Source organism: Pseudoalteromonas sp. APC 3691 (assembly GCF_030408135.1).
Taxonomy (GTDB): domain Bacteria; phylum Pseudomonadota; class Gammaproteobacteria; order Enterobacterales; family Alteromonadaceae; genus Pseudoalteromonas.
In genome coordinates, this window is record NZ_JASDCB010000031.1 from 18,279 (window position 1) to 41,230 (window position 22,952).

The following is a 22,952-nucleotide window of genomic DNA, read 5'->3' on the forward strand; positions in this document are numbered from 1 at the left end:
AAAAGTTGTTTAATAAAAGCCTCGTTAGAGGCTTTTTTTATATCTAAATTTTGAATTTTTATGAGATATGAATAGATCAGAAAGAAAAGTGAAATGAATAGATAAAAATATACTGAATAAATTAGTGTCGTTGTAACTTCCAATTAAAACCGTTTATAAATTCTACTTTATTTTATCAGCCCGGCTCAGCTTGAACTTCTAGGAATGAGAATAGGAGGCAACAGGGTGCTTTGAACTTCTTCACCACGTATCAGTTTTAATAGGTTCTCTACTAACATTTGCCCAGCAATAGTGGTGTTTTGCTCTATTGTAGTTAGGGGTGGGTTTACATAACTTGCAATGGCTATGTTATCAAAGCCGACAACCGCAACATCTTTCGGCACGTTGATATTTGCTTCTTTAAGTGCGCGTATAGCCCCTATAGCAATTAAGTCACTTGCAGCAAATAAGGCGTTAAATTTAATATTATTAGCAATTAGTGAGCGTGTGGCGTGATAGCCAGATTCTTCAGTAGAGATAGCATTAGCCATTTTACGCTCATTTATTTTAACGTTGTTAGCCAATAGCTCATCCTTAAAACCCTGAAATCGACTAAAAAATTCAGGACTGTGATCAGATGCATCACCAATAAAAGCGCAATCAGTTCTGCTATGCGCAATAAAGTGCTCAGCGGCGAGCTTACCGCCACCGTAGTTATCACAACAAACAGTTAAATCGGGACGGTTATCTACCGTTGCACCCCAGCAAACAAACTTAGTATTTTGTTCAAGTAAGGTGTTAAATTTTGGTTGGTAATCAATGTAATCGCCATACCCGAGTAAAATAATGCCATCGGCTCTGTGGCTGTCTTCGTAGTCTGCTTGCCAATCAGCACTGGCCGATTGAAATGAAACTAATAAATCGTAACCTTCTGTAGCGCAAGCACGGGTAATACTGCCAAGCATGGCTAAAAAGAAAGGATTTATTTGGGACTCGTCAGAAGTGGGATCTTCAAACAACAATAATGCAAGCGTACTACTTTGTTGAGTGCGAAGGTTACTCGCATTTTTATCAACTTTATAATTAAGCTTTTTCGCTATATCGAAAACACGCTTGCGTGTTTCTTCATTAACAAGGTGGCTGTTACGTAAAGCGCGAGATACAGTCGATTGAGATACCCCTGCATAGTGGGCAATATCAAATGAGGTAGCTTTACCTTTCATTGTTACAACTTAATTAAATTGATAAATAATTGTGTCATTTTCGTTTATTGATGAATAATTTCAAGCTTTTTGTGAATTAACGTATATTTTTATTGATAAATTCCTGACACCGGTGTCATAATGTCAGTGTTTTATCATTTTGTTGTCAAAACGTATTCGCTGTCTATATCTTTATAGGCAGCATTTTTTACTGTGATAGCTACTTTGAGGTGATAGCTCAAAGTATAAATAACAATGGTACACCATTGTAAAATAATAAGCATGAGTCGCTTAACAAAAGAGATAATACTATGAGCCCAAACGCTTCTGCCCAATTTGATCCCATCTTAGTTGCTGATGTCGGCGGCACTAATGCCCGCTTTGCTTTAATAACTGCTTTTAATGAACAGACTAACCAATTTATAATAGAGCACATTAATATTTTTCCTAGTGCCAATTTTGGTTCTCTTGAAAGTGCGCTCGAGCAATATTTACAAACAGTCCCACATATTGCACCCAAACGCGCATGTTTAGCCGTTGCAGGGCCAATAAAAGCCGGGCAAGTGCATTTAACCAATTTAGGTTGGCATTTTAGCGTCAGTGAATTTAAAACTCATTTTGATTTACAACAACTTGAAGTCATTAATGATTTTGCTGCCTTTGCTTACGCTGCCCCTTACTTAGATCCTAAACAAAATGTCATTGTTAAATCAGGTCAAGCTGATGATAACGCAAACATTGGTGTTATAGGTCCAGGTACTGGTTTTGGTGCCGCGTGCTTAGTTAGAACGTCTCAATCTACCGCAGTGCTAAGTTCAGAAGGGGGGCATATATCACTTGCACCTGTTAATGAACTCGATACTTTATTATTAAATGAGTTACGTAAAGATCATCCCCATGTTTCTATCGAAACAGTTTTTTCAGGTCCTGGCATAACGCATTTATACAAAGCAATGTCTGCGGTTAAGGGTGTAACAGCTAAAAATTTAGATGCCGCACAAATTAGCAGCCTTGCAAATAGTGGTGAATGTGATGTGTGTGATGCAACCTTAAACCAGTTTTGTGATTGGATTGGCAGTGTTGCCGGTGATTTAGCGGTTGTTTATGGCGCGTTAGGTGGATTATTTATTGGCGGTGGAATACTACCTCGTATGCAAGCGAGACTTCTTGAGAGTCGTTTTGTTGAACGATTTTCGCAAAAGGGTATTATGTCGCAGTACGCAGGACAAATCCCTGTAACACTCGTAACACAAGACAACATACCGCTTATTGGCGCTGCTGCGTGTTTACACAATAGCAAATAGGGCTTTGGTCTTACAGGTTGTATTTGGATAATGGACAGATGAAAAAAGTAACCATAAATAGTGTAGCAAGCCATGCAGGGGTTTCTAAAAAAACCGTCTCACGCGTGTTAAACAATGAGCCTAATGTAAGTGCCGCCACCCGAGAAAAGGTGCTTGCGGTATTTAAAGAGCTTGATTACACCCCAAATCCAATTGCACGAGGTCTTGCTCAAAATCGTAGCTTTATTATTGGCTGTTTATACGATAACCCAAGTAAAAGTTATATTACCCGAGTGCAAACGGGCGCCTTAGAAGCGTGTAAAGAAAACAACTATAATTTATTGATACACCCTTGTGAGTTTCGTGGTGAAGCACTTATAAATAATATTGAGCAATTACTACAAACTTCTCGATTAGATGGCATTGTGCTAACACCTCCTTTTGGTGATTTTGCTGAGCTTGCTTCTTTTTTAAAATCTAAAAAAATTCCTTATGCAAGAGTTGCTTCAGCTTTACTACAAGATGATTCAATTTCAGTGCGTAGTAACGACGAGCAAGGCGCATTTGAGATTACCGAGCATTTAATTAACCTCGGTCATAAATCTATAGCCTTTATTAAAGGGCACCCGGATCACAGTGCCACGCAACAACGTTTTAAAGGTTACAGGCGTTCACTTGCAAGCCATGGTATAGAATTTGATGAGCGCTTAGTCGAGGAGGGTAACTTTAGTTATCACTCAGGTGTAGATAGTGCACGCAGCATATTAGATTTATCCCCTAGGCCAACAGCTGTATTTGCATCAAACGATTACATGGCGGCTGCCGTACTTAAATTAGCAACTCAGCGCCAATTAAAAGTGCCTGATGACATTTCAATAGCTGGGTTTGATAATGCGCCCATTGCACGTCATATTTGGCCCGGGTTAACAACGATTGCACAGCCCGTTGAAGAGATGACTAAACAAGCCGTAACGCAACTTATTTCACACATAGCTCAGCCACAAGAGCAGCCGTATCAGGTAACGCTTGAGTCGCGCTTGATTACACGCGAGTCTACCTCAGCAATAAAATAGTGAGTTTAAAACACTTTCACAGTAGCCCGAATATGAGTGACGCTTATTCGGGCTTTTTTTTACTCTGAACTTGCTAAAACATGCTTTGTGGCTAAAAATCAATTAGGTCATTATTCGGTCATGTTAAAATATTAAACTATTTTTGTTACCCGGGGTTGACACCGGTGTCATTGCTATGCGTTAATACAGTGACACCGGTGTCAGGGTTGTTGTGAGAGGCTCCCTGGTAGCGTACCTTTGAACGGGTAAATCAAAGATGCTCAGTACAGTTATTTACGTGGAGTCTGTAGTTGCTACTGAGCCTTTATCCTCTAACTAATAGAGATGAGTTAAATTATGTTACATCCTCGTATTCAAGAAGTTACCCAGCGCGTTATCGAACGCAGTAAAAATACCCGTCAAGATTATTTAGATCGCATTTCGCACGCAAAAAAACAAACAAGAGTTCGTGCCGGTTTAGGTTGCGGAAATATAGCCCATGTTATGGCTGCATGTAGCAGTGATGACAAAGCGCGCTTAAAGGCTGATGAGCAACCAAATCTTGCTATTATCAACTCATACAACGACATGTTATCGGCTCATGTGCCATACAAAGACTACCCAGATTTAATTAAAGACATTGCAACAAAATACGATGCTACAGCTCAAGTTGCTGGTGGCGTTCCTGCAATGTGTGATGGTGTTACGCAAGGGCGTGACGGTATGGAACTTTCACTTTTTTCTCGCGATGTAATTGCTATGTCTACAGCAATTTCTCTTTCGCACGATGTGTTTGATGGCGTTTTTTGTTTAGGCGTTTGTGACAAAATTGTTCCAGGTTTATTAATTGGTGCATTGTCGTTTGGTCATTTACCTGTGTTCTTTTTACCAGCAGGTCCAATGCAATCAGGTATTCCGAATAAAGAAAAAGCACGTATTCGCCAAAAGTTTGCACAAGGTTTAGTGAGCCGCGAAGACTTACTTGAAGCTGAAAGTGCGTCTTATCACAGCGCTGGTACGTGTACGTTCTACGGTACTGCCAATTCAAACCAAATGTTGATGGAAATAATGGGCTTACACCTTCCAGGTAGCTCGTTTATTAATCCTTACACTGAGCTTCGCGATGGCCTTACAGGTAATGCTGTAGAGACAATGCTTAAGCAGCTTACGGATGATAAAGAAAGCCCGTGTTTAGCCGATGTGATCAGCGAAAAAACGATTATAAATGGTTTAGTGGGTCTGCTTTCTACAGGTGGTTCTACTAACCATGCAATCCATATTGTTGCGATAGCAAAAGCTGCCGGCATTCAGGTTACGTGGAAAGATATGTCTGACTTATCAGAAGTTGTACCACTTCTTACACGTATTTACCCTAACGGCTCAGCTGATGTAAACCACTTTCAAGCAGCAGGCGGTATGGGTTTCTTAATGCGAGAACTAGCAAGCGCTGGTTACTTACATACAGACGTTAAAACAATGCTTGGCGATGGTTTAGCACCATACATGACAGAGCCTCGTTTGGATAAAGACGATAGCTTGATCATGAGCGACTCAACTGGCCCAACTAAAGTTAAATGGGTAGATTGCCCAGCAAACTCGCACGATGAAGAAGTACTTCGCCCAGTGAGTAACCCATTTAGTAAGCAAGGTGGTCTGCAACTTCTAACTGGCAACTTAGGTAAAGCTGTTATCAAAGTGTCAGCTGTTGCTGAAGAACATCAAACCGTTACTGCTCCTGCAAAAGTATTTAGTTCACAAAGTGCTCTGCAAGATGCATACACTCGTGGCGAATTAAACCAAGACTTTATTGCCGTGCTAAAAGAGCAAGGCCCTAAAGCGAAAGGTATGCCAGAGCTACACAAGTTAACGCCAGTAATGGCAACGCTTCAAGATGAAGGCTTTAAAGTAGCCATTGTTACTGACGGTCGTATGTCGGGTGCATCAGGTAAAGTACCTGCTGCTATTCACTTAGCACCAGAGGCAGTAGAAGGCGGCATTATTGCTAAAATCCGAGAAGGCGATTTAGTGACGCTTGATGCGCCAAACGGAATATTAAAAGTACACGTTAGCGACGAAGAACTTGCTAAGCGTGAAGCAGAGCTTAGCCTGCCAAGTGCAACATTTGGTACAGGTCGTGAATTATTTACTGGATTTAGAAATATCGTAAGCAGTGCCGATTTAGGCGCGAGTGCTTTTGGACTTGAATAAATATTAGCCATACTGGGTAATGAGGAACAAGTAATGAGTATTGAAAAAATCTTAGCATCGGCACCCGTAGTGCCAGTGGTTGTAATCGAAAAATTAGAAGATGCAGCACCACTTGCAAGAGCTTTATACAACGGTGGCTTAAAAGCCTTAGAAATAACACTACGTACACCCATTGCTGCAGAAGCTGTAAAGCTAATGAAAGCAGAAGTACCTGAAGCCTATGTAGGTACTGGTACGGTAGTAGATAAGGCAAGTTTTGATCTTTCGGTTGCTGCTGGTGCAGATTTTATGGTGAGTCCAGGTGTGAGCGATGAGCTTATTGCTTTAGCTAAAACATCAGATATACCATTTTTACCAGGCGCTGCAACTGCAAGTGAAGTTATGCAACTTGCGTCGCATGGTTTTAAGTATTTAAAATTCTTCCCAGCAGAAGCTGCAGGCGGAACAGCTATGCTTAAATCAATCGGTGGCCCATTACCACATATTACTTTTTGCCCAACTGGCGGCATTAGCCTAGCAACTGCTCCTAATTATTTAGCGCTTAACAACGTTATTTGTGTTGGTGGTACGTGGATGCTAGATAAACAACTAATTGAAAATAAAGACTGGCAAGCAATTGAAGCGCTTGCTCGCCAAGCAAGTGAACTTAAATAGGAGTCTAAAATGATTAATGTAGCAATTAACGGGTACGGCCGTATCGGTAGAAATGTTTTACGTGCACTTTATGAGTCAGCTCAAAACAGCGAAATTAAAATTGTAGCAATTAACGATTTAGCACCAGCTAACGTAAATGCACATTTAACGCAATATGACTCTGTTCATGGTCAATTTTCAAAAAAAGTAACACTTGAAAACAACACTATGCTAATTGGGGATGACGTAATTACGTTAACGCAAGAACGTGACCCTGCAAACTTACCGTGGAAAGAGCTAAACGTAGATATCGTTTTAGAATGTACTGGTTTTTTCACTAAACGTGATGACGCCGCTAAGCACATTACTGCAGGCGCTAAAAAAGTAATCGTATCTGCTCCTGGTACTGGTTTAGATGCAACAGTAGTGCATGGTGTAAACAGCGACGTAATTAATGCTGACAGCAATATCATTTCTAACGCTTCTTGTACTACTAACTGTTTAGCGCCAATTGCAAAAGCAATTAACGACACAGTAGGTATTGAGCAAGGTAGCATGACGACTATTCACGCTTACACCAACGATCAAAACTTATCTGACGTTTACCACCCAGATTTATACCGTGCGCGTAGTGCAACTCAATCTATGATCCCAACTAAAACAGGTGCTGCGGCAGCTGTTGGTTTAGTATTACCAGAACTTGCTGGTAAATTAGATGGTATGTCGGTACGTGTACCTACAATCAATGTTTCTTTAGTTGATTTTACGTTTATCACTAAGCGTGATACGACTGCAGAAGAAATCAATGCAATCATGAAAGAAGCATCAACGGGTTCAATGAAGAGTATTTTAGAATATAACGAGCTTCCGCTTGTTTCTATCGACTTTAACCATAACCCAGCGTCGTCTATCTTTGATGCAACGCAAACTAAAGCCAATGGCAAACTAGTTAAAGTAATGGCTTGGTACGACAATGAGTGGGGTTTCTCAAACCGCATGTTAGACCAAGTTAAAGCATTAGGTCAGTACTTATAATTGACCTTGTAAAAGTTTAGCTTTATCCAACCAAGCCACGCATTGCGTGGCTTTTTTGCGTTTAGTTTATCTGTATATTTGCAATTCAAAATTAGAAGGGAACTATTTGTATTTTTTATACCCTAAATTTTGTTAATATGTGGGTGTGTAAATCAATGGAATTTCGTTGTATTTAATCAACTCAACGACGCAAGGAATAATAAAAATGATCAGAGCTCTATCGCGAAAAGTATTTCGCACAAATCATCTTCAGATAGGTGAGGGCAACATAAGTGGCTACATAGCCTGCTTTTTAGCAATACTGAGTTGCTTAGGCGTATTAGCGTTTCACTTTCCTGAATATTTAACCACACCAGAGCTGAGAAAAAGCTACAGCGTCGACTTTTTACGTCAGCTTATGTTTGCATCATTATTGGTCTCGGGCAGTTTAGGATTACTTAACTTTGTACGTAATACCAATAAGCGTTTAGGGGCTACAGCGTGGTTTTTTATTTTACTCGCTATTATGTTTGGCGGACCAAACGTTGAAGTAAACGAATTTGCTTCTGATACACCTTATATAGGGCTTGATTGGTTTATTTTAGATTTACTCGGCTCAACACTTATATTTATTGTGATTGAAAAGTTATTACCTCATCGTAAAGATCAAAAAATATTACGTAGCGAATGGCGAGGCGATTTAAACCACTTTTTTGTAAATCATTTAATTATTGGTTTTGTATTACTCGTTACTAACCACTTTGTGCATTATGGCTTTGGCTGGGCTGTATCATCTACAGTACAAGGTTATATAGAGCAAACACCCTTTATAGTGCAGTTGTTTTTAATAATACTCGTGGCTGATTTAATGCAGTATTGGGTGCATCGTGCCTATCACGAAGTCCCTTTATTATGGCGCTTTCATGGCGTACATCACAGTGCTAAAGAAATGGATTGGTTAGCGGGCTCTCGCCAGCATATTCTTGAAATACTCGTAACGCGCAGCTTAGTGCTCACGCCTATATTTGTACTTGGTTTTTCACAGCAAATAATTAGTTTGTACGTAATAATTGTGGGTTTGCAGGCTGTGTTTAACCATGCAAATGTGCGTGTGAAATTTGGTTGGCTAAAATATTTTATGGTTACACCGCAGTTTCACCATTGGCATCATGCGTCAGATAAAGCCGCGATTGACCGAAATTACGCTGCACATTTTTCGTTTTTAGATTATGTGTTTGGTACTGCTGTTAAAGGCCAAAAAGAGTGGCCACAAGCGTATGGTGTAGTCGGGGATTACATGCCCGTAGGTATGCTTAAACAACAGGTTTACCCGTTTAAGCGCACTAAATAAGTACGGAAAATCCGAATAAACATAAAATAAAAGCGAGTAAGATGTTACATTTTGCTCGCTTATATTATTAATATTAAATTTATTTTAGCTCTGCTAATAACTCAGTAAATGTAGGTCTTTGATTTAATGTAGGTCTTTGATTTAATGTAGGTTGCATGGCACATTTTGCCATATTGGACATTTTAACAAAGAGCTCACTTTGTTTATCATCGCCAGTTACCGTGCCTAATAAGTCTTCAATTAAACACCCTAATGCACGTACTTCAATTAACTCGATTTGCTTTTGTTGATAATCACTTAACATGGCTAAGTTTGTGGCTGCACCAAAATCACCAAATAATACATCAGCATCTTTGTTTATCATGGTGTTATGCGCATACACGTCGCCATGGCTTACTTTACAAATATGCAAGTGATGTAAGGTACTTACCATTTGCTGTGCAATTTTTAAAATAGCGTGAGTTGAGTAATGGCAATCATCATTAAAGGTATCACGCGTACAGGTTTCAAGGCTTGGAGGCAGGCCTAAATTAGCAAAGCTTTTATCTATTAGCTCCATTACTAAACCTAGCTGATCACTTTGCTCAATGTAGGCAAGTACTTTAATTAAATTAGCGTGATCGCCTGCTTGTAAGCAGCAATTTACTTCATCAAGCGGGTAGCCGTCGCTGGTAATTGCGCCTTTAAATAATTTAATCGCTACAGCACTTTCAATAGCTTGTGCTAAATGAATAACGCCCGATGCACCTTGGCCAATAACATGACTAAGTGTGTAATCGTTAAGAGACTTATTTTCTAAGCAGCTTTTTGTAAGGCACTGAGCTTTATTAAAATCGTTACCGGCAAACGCAAGCCAAGTAAGTTTAGGCAATTCAAACAGCCAGTCGTCTACGTGTGTTAAGTTATTAGCAGAGAGCCTAACAAGCTCAAGGTTTTTACACTGCGCCATGCTACTTGGCAGTTGCTTAAGTTGATTGCCTGCAAGCGCAAGCTTTTTAAGCTGGGTATAATTACCAAAATCTTCAGGCAATTCGCTTAACGTATTATCGGTGAGTATTAGCCACTCAATATTTTTTGGCAGGCTGTTTAATGCAAATTCAGAAATTTGGTTACCTTTAAACGCGACCATAATTAAAGCAGGGCATTTAGCGAGCACTTTAGGAATATGCTTAAACTGATTAAACGATAAAAACACACGCTTCAGGTTTGTTAAACAGGCAAATTCATCAGGTAGTGTTGATAAGTTATTATTTGATAAATCGAGAACTTCAAGCGTGTCAGCTAAGCTAAAGATTTCTTCAGGAAATGTCGTTAGCTCTTCTACCAATTGCAGGCGAGTAGCACCAACAAGTTTGCCACTTTTAAGCTCTTTAAGGGAGTTCATATTAATACCATGTTCTAAAAATGAAAAAGCCAACATAGCTGTTGGCTTAAAGTCGTTCTAACTTACTAAATCGCTCTTTAGAATTGCGCGTTATGGTAAACGTTTTGTACGTCGTCGCAATCTTCTAACATTGCTAAAAAGCGTTCCATAACTTCAACGTCTTCGCCTTCAATTGGCGTTTCAATTTGTGGCACAAAGCTAATTAGGTCTTCGTCAAATTCAGTAATGCCCATTTCTTCAAGCGCTGTACGTGTATTGTTGTACTCTGTATGAGGAGCAAAAACAGTAACTTTACCGTCATCTACTTCTACGTCAGTTACATCAACATCAGCCATCATAAGAGCTTCAAGTACTGCTTCGTCGTCATCACCGTCAAATACAAAAATAGCAAGGTGATCAAATAAATGTGAAACAGAGTTTTGAGCGCCAATTTTAGCATTTGCTTTGGTAAAACAAACACGGACATCAGCAAAGGTACGCTTGTTGTTGTCTGTTAAACAGTCAACAATAATCATACAGTTACCAGGGCCGTAACCTTCGTAACGTGTTGCTGCGTAGTCTTCACCGCCGCCGCCTTTTGCTTTGTCTATTGCGCGGTCAATAACGTGTGCTGGTACTTGGTCTTTTTTAGCGCGTTCAATTAAACGACGCAATGATAAGTTACCATCTGGATCTACACCGCCGTTTTTTGCACAAATATAAATTTCTTTGCCGTACTTAGAATAAACTTTAGTTTTAGCACCCGCAGTCTTAGCCATTGAATCTTTTTTGTTTTGGTAAGCTCTTCCCATCTGCGTTTCGCCTTAATATATGTAAATAATAGAATAAAATTATAATGCGTATTCTAAAGGTAAATGCATTCAAGGGCTAGTAAGTATTAAAACAGATTAAATCGGTAACGTTTAAAAGCCATGTAAACTGTATTTTATTAATCGGATCATCGAGGGTTCTAGACGTTGGAATTATATCTATTATGTGTAAATTTAATTCAATAAAAAAGCAACCTGTATAACAGGTTGCCTTACTAAGTTATAAAAAGTAAGTGTTACTTACCAAATACGTACACGCTCATCTTCAGGAAGGTATAACGCATCGCCTGGTTTTACATCAAACGCTTTGTACCATGCATCGTGGTTACGCGGCGCTTGTGCTCTAAAGCGACCTGGGGCATGTGTGCCACCACGAAGTTGGTTAAGCATGCTTTGCTCAGTACGTTTTTCTTTCCATACTTGTGCCCACGCAAGGAAGAAGCGTTGATCGCCAGTAACACCGTCAATAACAGGTGCTTCTTTACCATTTAAACTGAGTTTGTAAGCGTGGTAAGCCATTGATAAACCACCTACATCACCAATGTTTTCGCCAAGGCTATTTCGACCATTAACAAAATTACCTTCAATTGGCTCGTACTTACTGTACTGCGCAGCCAATTGATCGGCTTTTTTGTCAAATGCAGCACGATCTGCATCAGTCCACCAATTACGTTGCACACCGTTTTCGTCTGATTTTGAACCTTGATCGTCAAATCCATGACCCATTTCGTGACCAATTACAGCGCCAATACCGCCATAGTTTACTGCCGGATCGGCATTTGGATCGAAAAACGGCGGTTGTAGTATCGCAGCCGGGAAGACAATTTCATTAAACGAGCTATTGTAGTAAGCGTTTACGCGTTGTGGCGTCATGCCCCAGCGGTTACGGTCTGTTTTTTGTAGCTCTTTTTCAACACTTTCTGCGTGGAAAAACTCACGCATGTTTTTCACATTACCGATTAAATCGTTTTTAGTAATGCTCAAACCATCATAAGACTGCCATACATCGGGGTAACCAATTTTTGGTACAAAGGCAGCAAGCTTAGCGCGCGCATTTACTTTAGTTGCATCACCCATCCACTGGAGATTATCAATACGTTCACCAAGGGCTGTACGAAGGTTTTCAACCAGTTCAGACATTTGCTGTTTTGATGACTCAGGGAAGTAACGTGCTACGTATATTTTACCAATTGCAAAACCAAGCGAATTTGTGCCCGACATTTGACTTATTGCACGTTTCCAACGAGGACGAGGCTCTTGCTGTCCGTTTAGTTCTTTACCAAAAAAAGTAAAGTTAGTATTAAATACTTCCTCTGATAGTAAACCTGCGTTACCACTAATAGCGTGATACGTTAGATAGTCTTTCCATACTGCAATATCTTCTTGATTGATTAGCTCAATCATCGCTTTTATTGGCTCAGGCTGAGAGACATTTAACTGAGGTACTTTATAACCTGTTTGCTCAAAGTATAAATCCCAGTTAAAGCCAGGGTAAGCAGTGCTTAAATCGGTACGCTCAACTTGGTTTAGGGTTAAATCGCGATTACGACGCTTTTCACGTGGCCAGTGACCTTGTGCAATTTTGGTTTCAAGGTCTAAAATAGCTTGAGCGCGCTCAGTGGTATTTTCGACTCCTGCAAACTCAAGCATATCAGCAATGTGAGCAACATAAGCTGTACGGGTTTTAACAAAGCGCTCAGCGTCTTCAAGGTAGTAAGAGCGATCGGGTAAGCCTAAACCACCAGCACCGAGGGACATTTCATATTTGTTAGGGTCTAATCGGTTAAACCACATGCCGCCGCCAAAAGGGGCTTTATTACCGGTTAACCAAGACTTACCAAACATTTCAGCTAAATCGTCAGTTGACGCTATATCACTAATTTCACTTAACAATGGCTTAATAGGCGCTACACCTAGTTTATTAAGTGTTTCGGTATCCATATACGCATTGTAAAAATCAGCAACGAGTTTTTCTTCTGCGTTTAAATCTTTACGTGCGGCTATTTCTTCAATAATAGCTTTAACATCGTCTTCACTGCGCTCAGCTAATCCTGAAAATGCACCGTAGCGGGTTTTATCTGCAGGCATTACGTAGTTGTCATACCACGTGCCACTGGCATACATAAAAAAATCATCGCCTGGTTTAACGGCTTCGTTACGGGCTGTTAAATCAACACCAAAACTACCTAACTCTGCTTTTTTTGTCACTGCTGCAGTGACTATTTTAGGTTGTTGCTCGTCTGTTTTTGTTGTTTGCGGCTCTGAACAACCGGTAATAAATGTGGCAGCTAATGCTGCGGCAATTAAACTCTTTTTCATTATGTTCCCCTGAGGAGCTTTTTGATTCAAATAGGAGTGAATCATTTATTGTTACGAATATTTAACTTATCGATTGTTATTGATATTAATCATACAAACAAACCTTTTGAGGTGAATCACCACAGTGCTCGATAAAACTAATATAGAATAAAAGAGAAAGGCTAATAGGTGCTATAAAAGCTTTATTTAGCTCGAATACTTGAAAGTATCCGAGCTAAGAGGGGTTACACACTATTTATTTTTTATGCTGAAGCTCCCACATACGGGCATATTCTCCGGCGAGTGTAAGTAACTCATCGTGCTTACCTTGCTCAATAATTTGTCCGGCTTTGAGCACAATAATGGTGTCTGCATCGGTAATAGTAGAAAGGCGATGAGCAATAACAATACTCGTATGGTTACTGGCAACTTCACGCATTGCTGCGAGTATTGCTTGCTCAGAATGAGAATCGAGTGCAGAAGTTGCTTCATCAAAAATTAAAATAGGAGACTTTTTCAAAATAGCGCGTGCAATGGCAATACGCTGTTTTTCGCCGCCTGATACTTTTAAACCGCGCTCGCCAACCAGTGTTTTATCGCCTTTATCAAGTGTTGCTATAAAGTCTTTTAAATGCGCCATAGCAATGGCTTCATCAATTTCTGCATCACTTGCTGATGGTCTGCCGTAAGCGATATTCTCACGAATAGTAGTGTTAAACAGCACGGTGTCTTGCGGCACTATTGCAATGGCTTTTCGTAAACTATTAAGTGTTACTGAGTTTATTGCTTGATTATCAATACTAATTTCACCAGCGCTTACATCATAAAAACGATAAAGCAGTCGCGCTAATGAACTTTTACCTGCACCACTGGCACCAACAATGGCTACTTTGCTGCCAGCTTTAACACAAAAGTTAAGACTATTAAGAATAGGGCGATGCGCATCGTAACTAAAACTTACATTGTTAAATGTTATTTCACCTTGGCTAACATTTAGCTCTTTTGCATTAAGTGCATCGGTTATTTGTGGATTTTTGTTAAGTAGCCCAAGCATGTTTTCAAGGTCGGTTAGCGCGCGTCTTATTTCGCGGTACACAAAGCCTAAAAAGTTAAGCGGTAAAAATAGCTGAATCATATATGCGTTAATCATCACAAGTTCACCAATAGAGAGTGTACCTGAAACTACTTCTGTTGAGCCCAACCACATTAACGCGGTAATAGCACAGGCAATAATAAGTGCTTGGCCTGAGTTGAGTGCGAGCAACGACATTCTATTTTTTAAACGGGCTTTTTCCCAGTTTGCTAAAAAGGTGTCGTACGTTTTTGCTTCAAACTGCTCATTATTAAAATACTTTACAGTTTCATAATTAAGTAGGCTGTCTATGGCGCGGGTATTACTTTGATTGTCGGCAGCATTTGCTTCTCTAATAAAGCGGTTTCTCCACTGGGTAACCACCACAGTAAAGGTAATATAAATAACGACTGCCAGTAATGTAATAAGCGCAAACCAAACAGAAAACAACGTGCCAAAAATAATCGCAACGGTCAGTATTTCAAACAAAGTAGGCACAATGTTAAACATTAAAAAACGCATTAAAAAGCTTAAACCGCTAGTACCGCGCTCTATATCGCGGCTAATGCCACCGGTTTGCCTATCTAAATGAAAAGCCAGTTCAAGCGAGTGCAAATGCTTAAATACTTTTAAACCAATATCGCGCATGGCGTGCTCGGTTACGCGCGAAAATACAGCATCTCTTATTTCACCTAAAAATACGCTAGCAAAACGCAGTGCACCGTACATCAATAACAATAAAGCGGGAATAACTATCAGTGGGTTAATCGACTTATCTACAGAGTCTATTATTTCTTTAAGCGCCCAAGGCATTAAAAGCGTGGCACTTTTTGCGCCTATAAGCGCCATAAGTGCAATAAAAACACGGCCTTTAAATTTTGTAAGGTAGGGCCAAAGCGTTTTTACACTTTGGCGTAGGTTCATGGCGTCTGGTCGTTTTTCACTGCTTTGTCTGGGGCGCATTAGTGATCTCTGTTAAAACTAAATACTTAATTAATAAGCATTGTATTTTAAATGCTTGCCCTTATATACTACGCATCCCTTATTTTAGTTTTAAAACGTGAATGTTTAAATTTAGAGTGTTATTAACTGCCTTTTTGCTACTTGTTGCTGCACTTTTTAGTGTGCAGAGCAATGCTATGGGCGCCTCACAAAATTTAAATATCAATATTAGTACGCAGGTTTCGCTTACTGATATTGGCGATTTAACTAAAATACAGCCTATTAGTAAGTCTGTAGATATTACGCAGCATAAAAAAACGCATCAAACCGATTTTGACGCGCACCAACCAAGGTTAACTGCCAATAATTCATCATTGTTTTTGCACACTGTTCAAAGTGAACCAGAATACGATGTGGTTTTTGAATTTTTTGCTCAAAATCTTGTTAGGCATATATTCTTACGACCAAGAGCCGTTAATCCTATACAGCCTTGGTATACGCTTGTAACTAATAGTAAAAAGTCGCGCTTGAGTGGCTGGAAAGACGTTAACTTACTCTACAGAGCTGTAACTACCTACCACGCTTAATTTTCCTTATTTAATTTTATTAGGTTTTAACTTTTAAAGTTTTAGCCTGCAGATTAATTGTGCTTTTAAAAAGTACGTTGCTAGCTTTGCTGGCAATAAGGATTCAACATGTTAAGTTTTAAAAAAGATAAAAAGCCGTCTACGGCTAAGTTCAAATTAAGCTATATAGCCATGCTAATAGTACTGGTTTTATTAGCTATCAGCGCATTACCAAACCTATATCCAAATAAATCGTGGTTGCACATAAGTGCTGCTCCGCACAGCGAAACGCAATCTTTACCGAGCACTAAAACGCTAGTTACTTTTTTAAATAACCAAGGGCTTGAGGTTGAGCAGGGTTTAGATAAGCAATCAACTATTAATGTACTTTTAAACGAGCCAACTAAAAGCGCTCAGGCGCAAGCGGCTATAAAAGCGCAATATACAAACACGCAAGTTAAAATTGTTGAGCATGCAACCAGCCCAACATGGTTACAAAATTTTGGTTTATCACCAATAAAGCTAGGTCTTGATTTAAATGGCGGTGTGCTATTTGTACTAGACGTAGATTTAGATAAAGCCGTTGACGAGCAATTAGTCAGTGCGTATCAACAAGCTAAATCAATCATTATTAAGCAAAAAGCACATGGCGTTAAAGCGCAGCAAACTCAGCATGGGTTTGAAATAAACGCACTGCCTAATGCAACCGACAAGTTAACCCCCGTTATTGAAGAGCTACAAAGCCGATTTGCTAATTTAGCCGTGGTAACAAGCAATAACGGCAGCGTTAAAACTGCCAAATTTAGTTATTCAGAGCAAGGCCGCAGCAGCTTTGATAAAGAGGTAATGGGGCAAACACTTACAACCCTTCGTTCACGTATTGAAGAATTAGGTATTACCGAAGCCGTAACACAGCGACAAGGTAAGCACCGTATTCGTATAGAACTACCAGGCGTGCAAGATCCAACCGAAGCTAAGCGTATTATTGGTGCAACCGCATCGCTTGGTTTTTATCAATTAAAAGAAATAGGCGGGCAAACATTTAATATGCAATCGGGCGGAACGATAAAGCTCGATCCTGTGCCAATTTTTACAGGGGACCATATTGATAACGCCAATATAGGCCGCGACGATTGGGGTAAACCACTGGTACAACTAAGCTTAGACGGTCAAGGCGGGGATGCAATGTCGGCGTTTTCAAAAGCCAATATTGGGAAGCCAATGGCAACGGTTTACTCTGAGTATTCTCAAAACGCTAAAGGCGAAGTAGTTAAAAAAAGCGACGTTATTAACGTAGCCAATATTGCTCAGCATTTAAGTTCGCGTTTTAGTATTACCAATATGAAAAGCCAACAAGCGGCAGCCGATCTGGCATTATTACTACGCGCAGGCTCGCTTACAGCACCCGTTACAATTGTGCACGAACAAACAATAGGGCCAAGCCTCGGCAGCGAAAATATTAGTAATGGCTTAGCCGCGCTTATGTTAGGTATGGGTATTACCCTTGCATTTATGGCGCTTTGGTATCGCCGTTTAGGCCTTATTGCAAACGTGGCGCTTATATTAAATTTAACGTCGCTGGTGGGCTTAATGTCATTATTACCAGGGGTTGTGTTAACGCTGCCGGGTATTGCAGGTTTGGTGCTAACCATAGGTATGGCGGTAGACACTAACGTTATAATATTTGAACGCATTAAAGAAGAACGTCGCCAAGGCCGTGCACCATATCAAGCTATTCAAGAGGGTTATAAACAAGCCGCAAATACAATATTTGACGCCAATATAACCACCATGATCACCGCACTTATTTTATACGGCATAGGCTACGGGCCCGTTAAAGGTTTTGCCATTACACTCGCACTGGGGCTTTTAACGTCTGTATTTACAGGTGTGTACGTATCAAAAATATTAAGCCAAACGTTGTATTTAAAAATGGGTAAAAATGCAGGAGTAAAAGTACATGCTTAACACTTTTTTGAAAGACGAGGCGGGCACACGTTTACGCTTTATGGGCATGCTTTTAAGCACCATGTTAGTGCTGCTATCCGTAGTTACGCTTGCGCAAAAAGGTTTAAATTTTGGCCTAGACTTTACTGGTGGCTATTTAACAGAGTTTACAACCAGCCAAAGCGTTGAACTAAAAGAGCTTCAATCGTTTATTGCTAAAAATCACAATGGTGAGTTTGAGCTAACCGCGCAAGGTAATAGCCATTTTCAATTAAGAGAAGCGCCAAGTGCATCAAAAACAGCTAATAACCTTGATTGGCAAAGCGCCGTTACACAAAATGATGATATAAACGCACAGGTTTTATCGTCGGCCTATATTGGCTCACAAGTGGGCGATGAGTTATTTGATCAAGGCTGCTTAGCCATGTTTGCTGCAATGGTTGCAGTAATGATTTACCTAGCAGTGCGCTTTGAATGGCGATTAGCACTCGGCTCTGTAGTAGCGCTAGTGCACGATTTAATACTCGTACTTGGGTTATTTTCACTATTACAAATTGAATTTAACCTAACCGTACTGGCAAGTTTACTGGCTATTATTGGTTACTCACTTAACGACTCAATAATAGTAGGGGATAGAGTACGCGAGCTTTTAAGTGTTCAATCAAACAATGTACTTAGCCCAGCGACTATTATTAATAATGCGATTAAAAGTACACTAACGCGCACCTTAATAACGTCGGGTACCACACTTGCAACGGTTGCGAGCGTTTGGTTACTTGCAGGCGCACCACTGCAAGGCTTTGCTATTGCTTTATTTACCGGCATTGTAGTGGGTACGTTCTCGTCTATTTGTATAGCGGCAACCTTGCCGGAGCTATTGGGCTTAAGCGCTAAAAACTACGAAGTTAAAGTAGATGCCCACACGCAAACATTATTAGATATGCCATAAGGTTTTTACTAAAGCATAAGCAAAGAGCTGTACCAACCAACCGCAATTTGCTTGTTTAATGCTAATTTAAGCCCCGCTAGTATTCCCACCAAACTTGCGGGGTTTAAAACAATGGTTTTAAGCCTAGCAAAAATGTTAAACTAGCTGCCTTATTTTTACAGCCTGTATTGTACTAATCCCCATGAATAAAACCCACGTTATCGAACATCTTCGCTTTGCGCTAGAAGCGCAGCTTACAACAGCAAAAGTAGCGGCAAAAACTGCGCACGACACCGCCACACATGAAGAAAACATAGCCGAAAATAAATACGATACCCTAGGGCTCGAAGCCGCTTATTTAGCACAAGGCCAAGCCCAGCGCGTAAACGATTGCTATAAAAGCATAGAATTGTTCGAACCTGCCTTTAATGAAAAACCAACCGACAAAATAGCTATCGGTTCGCTGGTATGTTTAGAAGATGATAACGCAGCGCAAAAATGGTTTTATTTAGGCCCTGCAGCAGGTGGTTTAACCGTAAATGTTAAACAACATGCAATTGCTGTTGTAACACCCGGCGCACCAATGGGTAAGCAGTTACTAAATAAACAGATTGATGATGAAATTACGTTAACAATTGCAGGTAAAGCCCACGAATATGTGGTGGTAGAGATTTTATAAAGCTTTGGTTTTTAAGAGAGAAACGTTTACTGGCAGAGCCATATCGACACAATAAACGCTTATTTTTATTCATAAATTAATTGTCGTATGGTATGGCTTCGCCATTTATCCAACCTACAGCTATGCTTTTATAGCGTAACGTGGTGTGTATTTCAATTTGTACAAAGGCATATAATGAGAAGTACCTAATAGTTTTAAAATGAGCAGGGTTGACGTTAGGTGCTCCCTTTTTAATTGATTTTAGTGCTTTACAGCCTCGTTAGTTGTATTTCCCAAGTTGGCCACTCGGTGCTACTATAATGATACACTTGTTTGGGGATTATTATGAGAGTAGAACTAGTAACAACATTGAAGCGTCAAGCAACGAAGATATTATCTGAACTTCATTCCTCTAAAGAACCTGTGTTGATAACTGAACATGGGCAACCATCTGCATACTTAGTAGATGTTGATGATTATGAATTTATGCAAAAGCGTATGCAAATTCTTGAGTCTCTTGCAAAAGGAGAGCAGGCAATAAGTCGTGGTGAAACCATGTCGAATGTTGAAGCTAAAGATAAAATGAATAAATGGCTGAAATAATTTGGACTAATCCAGCTTTGGATGATCTTAACGATATTGCTGAATATATCGCATTAAGCAATTTGCAGTCAGCGAAAAAATTGGTTTCCAAAATATTTGAAAAAGTTGAACGTCTCGAACTCTTTCCTGAATCAGGTAAAAAACCAATTGAGTTATCTAACCTAAATTATCTTGAACTGGTCGTGAATCCTTGTCGTATATTTTACAAAAAAGATAACGATAAAGTATATATTTTGCACGTAATGAGACAAGAGCGGGACTTACGAAAATTTTTGTTGCTAACTCAATATACAGCTAACAAGTAGGTAATCCCTGAGTGAAATTAGTATGACCCCCATACTAATTATTATAAAAAGCAATTATTAAAAAGCCATTCAAACATTTATCAAAATTCCAACTTAACCAATATAAAAACTAAATTATGGTTTGTTTATTAAAAAAATTGCTACACGTGTTCGTTAAGTGTCTAATATACCGTACATAAATAATATGGAGGTTGAAAGATGAGACATAACAATTGGTCTTGCCCTAAGTGTAATAATAACGAATTTGATACCGGTGAAATAAGAGTTTCGGGTGGCTTTTGGTCAAGAATTTTTGATGTTCAAAATAAAAAGTACACCGCTGTGACATGCAGTCGATGTAGTTTTACTGAATTTTATAAAGGTTCATCATCAACACTTGGTAACGTATTTGATTTCTTTACTGGGTAATCAAAGCTTAAAAAGCACCTTAACTGAAATGTAAACTGATCAGTTCATGAGATACCTCCTCATTAAGGTGAGGAGGTTAAATGCTTAAACATACCTAAGCGATAATTTGCCTTATTAAATGTATGGTGGACCTTTAGATATGCAATAACTAATAGCAGTTAAACAAAATCAATTACACGCACTAATAATAAGCTTCAATGACAGAGCATAAGGCTTGGATGAATTTATTTTTATGATTTTTCATCTAACATCCTATATTTTAAATATCCAATTTTAGGTAGCTTTTTTCACAAACTTCGCTGTTACCATCATTTCGCCAATACCATCTACTTTACAATCAAGTTCGTGATCTTTTTTATCAAGCACTCTTCTAACTACCGCTTTGGTGCCAATTTTAATTACTTGCGAGCTGCCTTTAATTTTTAAATCTTTGGCTACAGTCACTTTATCGCCATCATTAAGTAATGTGCCGTTGGCATCTTTAACTAAAATGGCGGCTTCATCGTTTATATTATTTGGGTTCCACTCATGGGCGCACTCGGGGCAAACAAGCAGTTGTTGGTCCTCGTAAACATATTCACATTGGCATTTTGGGCAAGCAGGCAGCGACATTTTTAACTCTCTTAAGGTATTGTTTTGCGTATTTTAATCGGCATTAGTTGGAAAATATAGTTAATCAATATTTTTCATCTTCACGCTAAAAATATCTCGTTTGTGCGTTTTTAAAAAAGGGCATATAAAGCACATGTCGCTTAAGCAATTTAAGCGCTAACTCGTACAGTAGGTACCTGTTAAAGCACCCATCATATTAAGTGATTCGCGCAATGCCCACTTAGTACGATGGGTGTTTCTATTTATAATGCTTAGTATTTTACTAAGCATGCTTTTTATATTTTGACTTAACTAGGAAAAGTCGTGTTTAAAACCTTAATTGTGGTTGATAACAACGAGCAAACGCTTGCTCAATCGTTCGAAAATGTAATTACGTTTAATACCTACTTACGTGATTACCCAAAACAAAATGAACCAAAAACACGCATTATTAATCTGTGCGACTCAAGCCAATACTTGAGCAAAGGTTACTATTGCTCGTTACTTGCTGAGGCGCGCAAGCACCAAGTTTTGCCAAGTGTAAAAACCATAAACGCATTGCGTAGTGGTCAAGCCCCTATGTTAAATGTGGGCCAAATAGATGGCACACTTTACTTTGGTAATGCCCAGAACGATTTACAATCAAAAGCGGCTAAGTCGGTATTTAAGCAATACCCAACGCCTATTTTATTTGTTGATGAACAGGGCTTATTGCAACAAGGCTCGATGTCGTCTTTAAGCGAGCAGCAGTACAGCGAATTTGTAGCCAAGCTAGATAACTTTACTAAAACGCAGTGGCGTATTGGCTCAGTGCAACGTCGTTTTAGATGGGACATGGCAATACTTGTTGATCATAACGAAAAAGTACCACCGAGTGATAAAGACGCTATTGCACGTTTTATTAAAGCCGCCGCTAAACACGGCATTAATGCACAAGCATTAAGCTTTGACGAAATTGATAACATAGCCCAGTTTGATGCGTTATTTATTCGCCAAACTACAGCGATTGACCATCCAACGTACCGCCTTGCAAGCAAAGCGCAAAGCCTGGGTTTAGTGGTTATTGACGATGCTGAGTCTATTTTACGTTGTTGTAATAAAGTGTATTTACACGATGCGTTTAATTATCAAAAAGTGCCAAGTTTAAAAACGGTTGTAGTGGCAGATCAAGCAAGTGAAACGCTTGAGCAATTAGAAGAAGCGTTTACGTATCCGCTTGTTTTAAAAATGCCTGAAGGGTCTTTCTCAAAAGGTGTTTATAAAGTATCAAACCGTGATGAGCTTGAAGCTAAGCTTACAGAGCTGTTTGAATTTAGCGCATTAGTGCTTGCACAAGAATACATGTATACCGAATACGATTGGCGAGTGGGTGTGTTAAATGGTCGTGCAATTTATGCATGTCGTTATTTAATGGCGCGTAACCATTGGCAAATTTATAACCACGATGCTAAACGGTTTTTCTCTGGTGGCTTTGAAACATTGCCAACCTTTGAGCTACCAAAAGCGGTGTTAGATGCCGCATTAAAAGCATGTAAAACAGTGGGTAGGGGTTTATATGGCGTTGATGTTAAAGAGCATCAAGGCAAAGCATACGTGCTTGAAGTAAACGACAACCCAAGTATTGATCACAAAGTAGAAGACGGCTATTTGGGTGACGAGCTATACATGATCATTATGGATGAATTTAAACAACGCTTAGAAGCACGAGGCCGTGGGTAA

The 22,952-nt window shown here is 39.6% G+C and carries 20 protein-coding genes; 14 read left to right on the forward strand and 6 right to left on the reverse strand.

The window, feature by feature from the left end; genetic code table 11:
• Positions 1-185: 185 nt before the first annotated feature.
• Positions 186-1,202 (reverse strand): LacI family DNA-binding transcriptional regulator, encoded by a 1,017-nt coding sequence (locus QL998_RS11470; protein WP_197098408.1) that lies wholly within the window; start codon positions 1,200-1,202, stop codon positions 186-188.
• Between the two features lie 290 nt (positions 1,203-1,492).
• Between QL998_RS11470 and glk the strand changes: the two genes are divergently transcribed.
• From glk to QL998_RS11500, 6 genes are all read left to right on the forward strand, one after another.
• The gene (gene glk / locus QL998_RS11475) at positions 1,493-2,485 is read left to right on the forward strand and encodes a glucokinase (RefSeq protein ID WP_002959751.1); all 993 of its coding nucleotides are present in this window, start codon (positions 1,493-1,495) and stop codon (positions 2,483-2,485) included.
• Between the two features lie 38 nt (positions 2,486-2,523).
• A complete protein-coding gene (locus tag QL998_RS11480; RefSeq protein ID WP_002959752.1) occupies positions 2,524-3,537 on the forward strand; it encodes a LacI family DNA-binding transcriptional regulator in 1,014 nt (337 codons plus the stop codon).
• A gap of 336 nt (positions 3,538-3,873) precedes the next feature.
• Positions 3,874-5,724, forward strand: a complete 1,851-nt coding sequence (gene edd, locus QL998_RS11485; RefSeq protein ID WP_002959754.1) for a phosphogluconate dehydratase — start codon at positions 3,874-3,876, stop codon at positions 5,722-5,724.
• A 33-nt stretch (positions 5,725-5,757) separates the two neighbouring features.
• Positions 5,758-6,378, forward strand: a complete 621-nt coding sequence (gene eda, locus QL998_RS11490; protein ID WP_002959756.1) for a bifunctional 4-hydroxy-2-oxoglutarate aldolase/2-dehydro-3-deoxy-phosphogluconate aldolase — start codon at positions 5,758-5,760, stop codon at positions 6,376-6,378.
• 9 nt (positions 6,379-6,387) lie between these two features.
• The gene (gene gap / locus QL998_RS11495) at positions 6,388-7,392 is read left to right on the forward strand and encodes a type I glyceraldehyde-3-phosphate dehydrogenase (protein WP_002959757.1); all 1,005 of its coding nucleotides are present in this window, start codon (positions 6,388-6,390) and stop codon (positions 7,390-7,392) included.
• 205 nt (positions 7,393-7,597) lie between these two features.
• The gene (locus QL998_RS11500) at positions 7,598-8,722 is read left to right on the forward strand and encodes a sterol desaturase family protein (protein WP_024597617.1); all 1,125 of its coding nucleotides are present in this window, start codon (positions 7,598-7,600) and stop codon (positions 8,720-8,722) included.
• A gap of 79 nt (positions 8,723-8,801) precedes the next feature.
• Here the strand turns inward: QL998_RS11500 and QL998_RS11505 are convergent, their stop codons facing one another.
• The 4 genes from QL998_RS11505 to QL998_RS11520 form a co-directional block, all read right to left on the reverse strand.
• Positions 8,802-10,106, reverse strand: coding sequence for a leucine-rich repeat-containing protein kinase family protein (locus tag QL998_RS11505; protein ID WP_033011265.1), 1,305 nt, complete (start codon positions 10,104-10,106; stop codon positions 8,802-8,804).
• Between the two features lie 77 nt (positions 10,107-10,183).
• Entirely contained in the window at positions 10,184-10,897 is a 714-nt protein-coding gene (locus QL998_RS11510) for a YebC/PmpR family DNA-binding transcriptional regulator (protein ID WP_165742957.1), read from the reverse strand.
• A gap of 258 nt (positions 10,898-11,155) precedes the next feature.
• Positions 11,156-13,234: a M13 family metallopeptidase gene (locus QL998_RS11515; protein WP_290192714.1), complete on the reverse strand. Its 2,079-nt coding sequence runs from the start codon at positions 13,232-13,234 to the stop codon at positions 11,156-11,158.
• A gap of 235 nt (positions 13,235-13,469) precedes the next feature.
• The gene (locus QL998_RS11520; RefSeq protein WP_290192715.1) at positions 13,470-15,248 is read right to left on the reverse strand and encodes an ABC transporter ATP-binding protein/permease; all 1,779 of its coding nucleotides are present in this window, start codon (positions 15,246-15,248) and stop codon (positions 13,470-13,472) included.
• Positions 15,249-15,349: 101 nt separating this feature from the next.
• On the opposite strand from QL998_RS11520, the gene QL998_RS11525 reads away from it, so the two are divergent.
• The 7 genes from QL998_RS11525 (at position 15,350) to QL998_RS11555 (ending at position 20,642) form a co-directional block, all read left to right on the forward strand.
• On the forward strand, positions 15,350-15,814 hold the full coding sequence (locus tag QL998_RS11525) for a hypothetical protein (protein WP_290192716.1): 465 nt from the start codon (positions 15,350-15,352) through the stop codon (positions 15,812-15,814).
• Positions 15,815-15,922: 108 nt separating this feature from the next.
• Positions 15,923-17,761 (forward strand): protein translocase subunit SecD, encoded by a 1,839-nt coding sequence (gene secD, locus QL998_RS11530; protein ID WP_290192717.1) that lies wholly within the window; start codon positions 15,923-15,925, stop codon positions 17,759-17,761.
• Positions 17,754-18,689 carry a protein translocase subunit SecF gene (secF, locus tag QL998_RS11535; RefSeq protein ID WP_290192718.1) on the forward strand — a complete coding sequence of 312 codons (936 nt, stop codon included), beginning with the start codon at positions 17,754-17,756 and terminating at the stop codon, positions 18,687-18,689. The genes secD and secF overlap by 8 nt, the downstream gene beginning before the upstream one ends.
• 181 nt (positions 18,690-18,870) lie before the next feature.
• Positions 18,871-19,347 (forward strand): GreA/GreB family elongation factor, encoded by a 477-nt coding sequence (locus QL998_RS11540; RefSeq protein WP_007582643.1) that lies wholly within the window; start codon positions 18,871-18,873, stop codon positions 19,345-19,347.
• A 324-nt stretch (positions 19,348-19,671) separates the two neighbouring features.
• Positions 19,672-19,929: a type II toxin-antitoxin system Phd/YefM family antitoxin gene (locus tag QL998_RS11545; protein ID WP_010555056.1), complete on the forward strand. Its 258-nt coding sequence runs from the start codon at positions 19,672-19,674 to the stop codon at positions 19,927-19,929.
• Positions 19,917-20,234, forward strand: a complete 318-nt coding sequence (locus tag QL998_RS11550) for a type II toxin-antitoxin system RelE/ParE family toxin (protein ID WP_290192719.1) — start codon at positions 19,917-19,919, stop codon at positions 20,232-20,234. Before QL998_RS11545 ends, QL998_RS11550 begins: the two co-directional genes overlap by 13 nt.
• 198 nt (positions 20,235-20,432) lie before the next feature.
• The gene (locus QL998_RS11555) at positions 20,433-20,642 is read left to right on the forward strand and encodes a zinc ribbon domain-containing protein (protein ID WP_024600295.1); all 210 of its coding nucleotides are present in this window, start codon (positions 20,433-20,435) and stop codon (positions 20,640-20,642) included.
• Positions 20,643-20,915: 273 nt separating this feature from the next.
• Here QL998_RS11555 and QL998_RS11560 read toward each other — a convergent pair whose 3' ends face one another.
• Positions 20,916-21,254, reverse strand: coding sequence for a zinc ribbon domain-containing protein YjdM (locus QL998_RS11560; RefSeq protein WP_290192720.1), 339 nt, complete (start codon positions 21,252-21,254; stop codon positions 20,916-20,918).
• Between the two features lie 303 nt (positions 21,255-21,557).
• Here QL998_RS11560 and QL998_RS11565 point away from each other — a divergent pair, with 303 nt between their 5' ends.
• Positions 21,558-22,952 carry a RimK family protein gene (locus tag QL998_RS11565; protein WP_290192721.1) on the forward strand — a complete coding sequence of 465 codons (1,395 nt, stop codon included), beginning with the start codon at positions 21,558-21,560 and terminating at the stop codon, positions 22,950-22,952.